The sequence below is a fragment of the Agromyces sp. P1_H4 genome, assembly GCF_056405255.1.
In genome coordinates, this window is record NZ_JBFUCL010000366.1 from 1 (window position 1) to 3,658 (window position 3,658).

5 protein-coding genes are annotated in these 3,658 nt (G+C 74.1%); 2 read left to right on the forward strand and 3 right to left on the reverse strand.

The genetic code is table 11. The features are described 5' to 3' along the window. On the forward strand, window positions 1-545 hold a 545-nt coding region (locus AC1DY2_RS17165; RefSeq protein ID WP_476763516.1), incomplete at its 5' end, for a GIY-YIG nuclease family protein. 85 nt (window positions 546-630) lie between these two features. Here AC1DY2_RS17165 and AC1DY2_RS17170 read toward each other — a convergent pair. Continuing rightward, the gene (locus AC1DY2_RS17170; RefSeq protein ID WP_476763517.1) at window positions 631-855 is read right to left on the reverse strand and encodes a hypothetical protein; all 225 of its coding nucleotides are present in this window, start codon (window positions 853-855) and stop codon (window positions 631-633) included. A 45-nt stretch (window positions 856-900) separates the two neighbouring features. Here AC1DY2_RS17170 and AC1DY2_RS17175 point away from each other — a divergent pair, with 45 nt between their 5' ends. Then, entirely contained in the window at window positions 901-1,395 is a 495-nt protein-coding gene (locus tag AC1DY2_RS17175; RefSeq protein ID WP_476763518.1) for a MarR family winged helix-turn-helix transcriptional regulator, read from the forward strand. Window positions 1,396-1,427: 32 nt separating this feature from the next. On the opposite strand, the gene AC1DY2_RS17180 is transcribed toward AC1DY2_RS17175, so the two are convergent. Continuing rightward, a complete protein-coding gene (locus tag AC1DY2_RS17180; RefSeq protein WP_476763519.1) occupies window positions 1,428-2,345 on the reverse strand; it encodes an NAD(P)-dependent oxidoreductase in 918 nt (305 codons plus the stop codon). 129 nt (window positions 2,346-2,474) lie between these two features. Next, the gene (locus AC1DY2_RS17185) at window positions 2,475-3,578 is read right to left on the reverse strand and encodes an alcohol dehydrogenase catalytic domain-containing protein (protein ID WP_476763520.1); all 1,104 of its coding nucleotides are present in this window, start codon (window positions 3,576-3,578) and stop codon (window positions 2,475-2,477) included. Window positions 3,579-3,658 lie beyond the last annotated feature (80 nt).

Here is a 3,658-nt window from a genome sequence, read left to right on the forward strand (position 1 = left end):
CCGAGACGCCGCTCGGGCTCTGTCGCGAGCACCTGCTCGCCGAGACGCCGCTCGGGCTCTGTCGCGAGCACCTGCTCGAGGCGTACGACTGGGTCAGCCGCGATGCCGGGGTGACCGACGTGCTGCCGTCGCCGTGCCGGGCCTGCGGGTCGAACGTCGGCGTGCGCTACCCGTCGGGGTGGGTCTGCGCCGAGTGCGAGTGGCGGGTGGGCGATGTGCCCGACGACGAGCTCGACCGGCCGCGCGTCGAGGTCGTCTATTACATCCGCTACCGCGACCAGATCAAGATCGGCACCTCCGTGAACCCGCGCATGCGGCTCGCGGTGCTGCCGCACGACGAGGTGCTCGCATTCGAGCGCGGCGGGCGCCTGCTCGAGCAGCGACGCCACGCGCAGTTCGCCGCGCACCGGTATCCGGGCACCGAGTGGTTCGCGGTGCACGACGCGCTGCTCGAGCACGTCGCCGAGCTGGCCGCCGGCGTCGACGATCCGTGGGCGGAGTACGAGCGGTGGGTGCTGCGGCGCCTGGCGGTGGCGCGGTCCTAGCGGTGGCGATGGGCCGGGCCGCGAGCGGACGGACCGGGCGGGGAGCGGACCCCCGCCCGCGCTGCGAGCGGGGTGCCGCCCGCGCTTACGGGCAGCGCAGCTGCGTGCGCTCGAACGAGCGGTCGATGTGGTGCTCCGACATGGCCGCGCCGCACAGCGGGCAGGCGGCGGCGCGGTTCGGCGCCGGCTCCTCGTCGTAGGGTCCCAGCGGCGGCGGGCCGATCCAGGGCAGCAGCCGCGCGTTCAGCCGTTCGATGAGGCCGGCGTAGCCGCGCCCGCCTGGTCGATCGGAGCGGGTGCGTCGTGTCATAATCATTAGTGTACTAACTATTCGCTCACACCGCATACTGGAGCCATGGACRATCGACCCGCCGCCACCGCAACCGCAGCAGTGACCGCAGCTGTCGACGGCGCGGCATCCGACGACCTGCTCGCCCTCGAGAACCAGGTCTGCTTCGCGCTGGCCGTGGCCGCCCGGGGCGTCATCGGCGTCTACCGGCCGATTCTCGAGCCGCTCGGCCTCACGCACCCGCAGTACCTCGTGATGCTCGCCCTTTGGGGCCGCAGCCCGCGCACGGTGCGTGACCTGGGCGATGCGCTCCAGCTCGAGCCGGCCACGCTGTCGCCGCTGCTGAAGCGGCTCGAGGCCCAGGGCTATCTGACCCGCGAGCGCAACGCCCGTGACGAGCGCGCCCTCGACGTGGCGTTGACGGATGCAGGTCGCGCGCTGCGCGAGCAGGCGCTCGGCATCCCGCCGCAGGTCGTCGATCGGCTCGGCATGAGCATGGGCGAGCTCGCCGCCCTGCGCGACCGTCTCACCGACGTGATCGCCGCAGTGCAGCGGGGCTGATACCGGCGCACTGGCGCGGCATCCGTCGATCCTCAGGCGTCGGGATCGAACCCGGCGACCGTGCCGTCGGCCGAGGCGTACTTCACGATGAGGCTGCAGTCCTTGCCGCCGTAGCCCTCGTCGATGAGGCGCTCGAACTGGTCGAGCGCGATGCGCGCCGCCGGCAGGTGCAGGCCGGCCTCCTCCCCCGCTGCGAGCGCGAACGACAGGTCCTTCTCGGCGAGCACGGTCGTGAAGGTGGCGTCGAAGTTGCGGTTCGCCGGGCTCGTGGCGACGACGCCCGGCGCCGGATACCAGGTGCGCAGCGGCCACGAGTCGCCCGACGACACCGACGCGCCCCGGAAGAACGTCTCGGCGTCGAGTCCGAGGTGCGCTGCGAGCTGCGAGCCCTCGGCGACGCCGAGCAGCGACACGAAGAGCATGAGGTTGTTCGCGAGCTTCGCCGCGATGCCCATGGTCGGCCCGCCGACCGGGAAGACGTGCCCCGCCATGGGCTCGACGAGCGCGGCGGCCTCGGCGACGGCTGCATCCTCGCCGCCGAGCATGAACGTGAGGCTGCCGGCCGTGGCGCCCGCGATGCCGCCCGACACGGGCGAGTCGACGAACCGGAAGCCGCGGGCCGCCGACTCCTCGTGACTCCAGCGGGAAGTCTCGACGTCCACCGTCGACGTGTCGAGCAGCAGCGCGCTCRTCGGCGYCGTCGCCCACACCCCTGCCTCGCCGCCGAGCACCTCGCGAACGTGCTCGCCGCGCGGCAGCGACGTGAACACCGCATCGGCACCCGCCACCGCGTCGGCGATCGACGCGACGACCTGCACGCCGCGGGCGGCGGCTGCATCCCGGCAGGCGGCGTCGGGATCGACCCCGCGCACCTCGTGCCCGGCGGCGACGAGGTTGCCCGACATCGGGCCGCCCATGTGTCCCAGGCCGATCCAGGCGATCGTCGCCATGTGCCCCTCCCGACCTCGTCGACGCGGAGTGCGCTCGGTGCGGGCGAGCCGACCGGCTCCCGCGCCTCCCACGATACGTTCGCGGCAACCGCCCGGCAACGGATGCCGCAGGCGCCGGTGGCCGGCCGCTCAGAACCGGATGACCTGCCGGATCGCCGCGCCGCCGGCGAGGGTGTCCATCGCCTCGTTGACCTCGTCGAGCGCGATGTGCGACGAGATCAGCGCCTCGACGGGCAGGCGACCCTGCCGCCACAGCTCGGCGTACCGCGGGATGTCCCGCGACGGGACCGCCGAGCCGAGGTAGCTGCCCACGATCGTGCGCGCCTCGGCGGTGATCGTGAGCGGCGAGAGCTCCACCCGCGCGGCCGGCGACGGCAGGCCGACGGTCACCGTGCGCCCGCCCGGTGCGGTCAGCTCGAACGCGGTCTCGAAGGCTCGCGGGTGCCCCGCCGCCTCGACCGCCACCGCCGCCCGGACTCCCGCCGCCATCGCCTCGTCGGGCGTGAACGCCGCGGATGCCCCGAGCTCGCGTGCCCGGTCGAGCTTCGACCGCACCGCATCGACGCCGATGACGCGTCCGTGGCCGAGCGACACCGCGGTGATGAGCGCGGCCATGCCGACGCCGCCGAGGCCCACGACCACGACGTCCTCGCCGGGACGCACGGCACCCGCGTTCACGACCGCGCCGCCGCCGGTGAGCACGGCGCAGCCGAGCACGGCCGCGATGTCGGGCGGCACGTCGGCGCCGACGACCACGGCCGAGCGTCGGTCCACGACCGCGTACGTGGCGAAGCCCGACACGCCGAGGTGATGGTGCACGGGCCGCCCGTCGCGGCGCAGTCGGATGCCGCCGTCGAAGAGCGTGCCCGCGGTGTTCGCCGCGGTCCCCGGCGTGCACGGCATGACGCCGCCGGTGCGGCATCCGTCGCATTCGCCGCACCGCGGCAGGAACGCCGTGACGACCCGGTCGCCGACGGCGAAGCCCGCAGCGGATGCCGCGACGCCGACCCCCTCGACGATGCCGGCGGCCTCGTGGCCGAGCAGCATCGGCACGGGCCTCGGCCGGTTGCCGTCGACCACCGACAGGTCGGAGTGGCAGACGCCGGCCGCCTCGATCCGCACGAGCAGTTCGTCGGGGCCGGGCGGGTCGAGCTCGAGCTCGCCGACCGTGATCGGTCGCGACGCCGCGAAGGGGCGCCCCCGACCGAGCTCCTCGAGCACGGCTCCCGTGATGGTGCGGGTGCGTGTCGCGCTGCCCGCGGTGGCGGTGACGGTGCCTTCGGTCACGATTCCTCCCGTTCTCGTGCCTCGAG

What these genes read in the sequence shown, in the direction of transcription:
- AC1DY2_RS17170 (WP_476763517.1), bottom strand. Translation starts at nt 855, where the DNA reads ATGACACGACGCACCCGCTCCGATCGACCAGGCGGGCGCGGCTACGCC.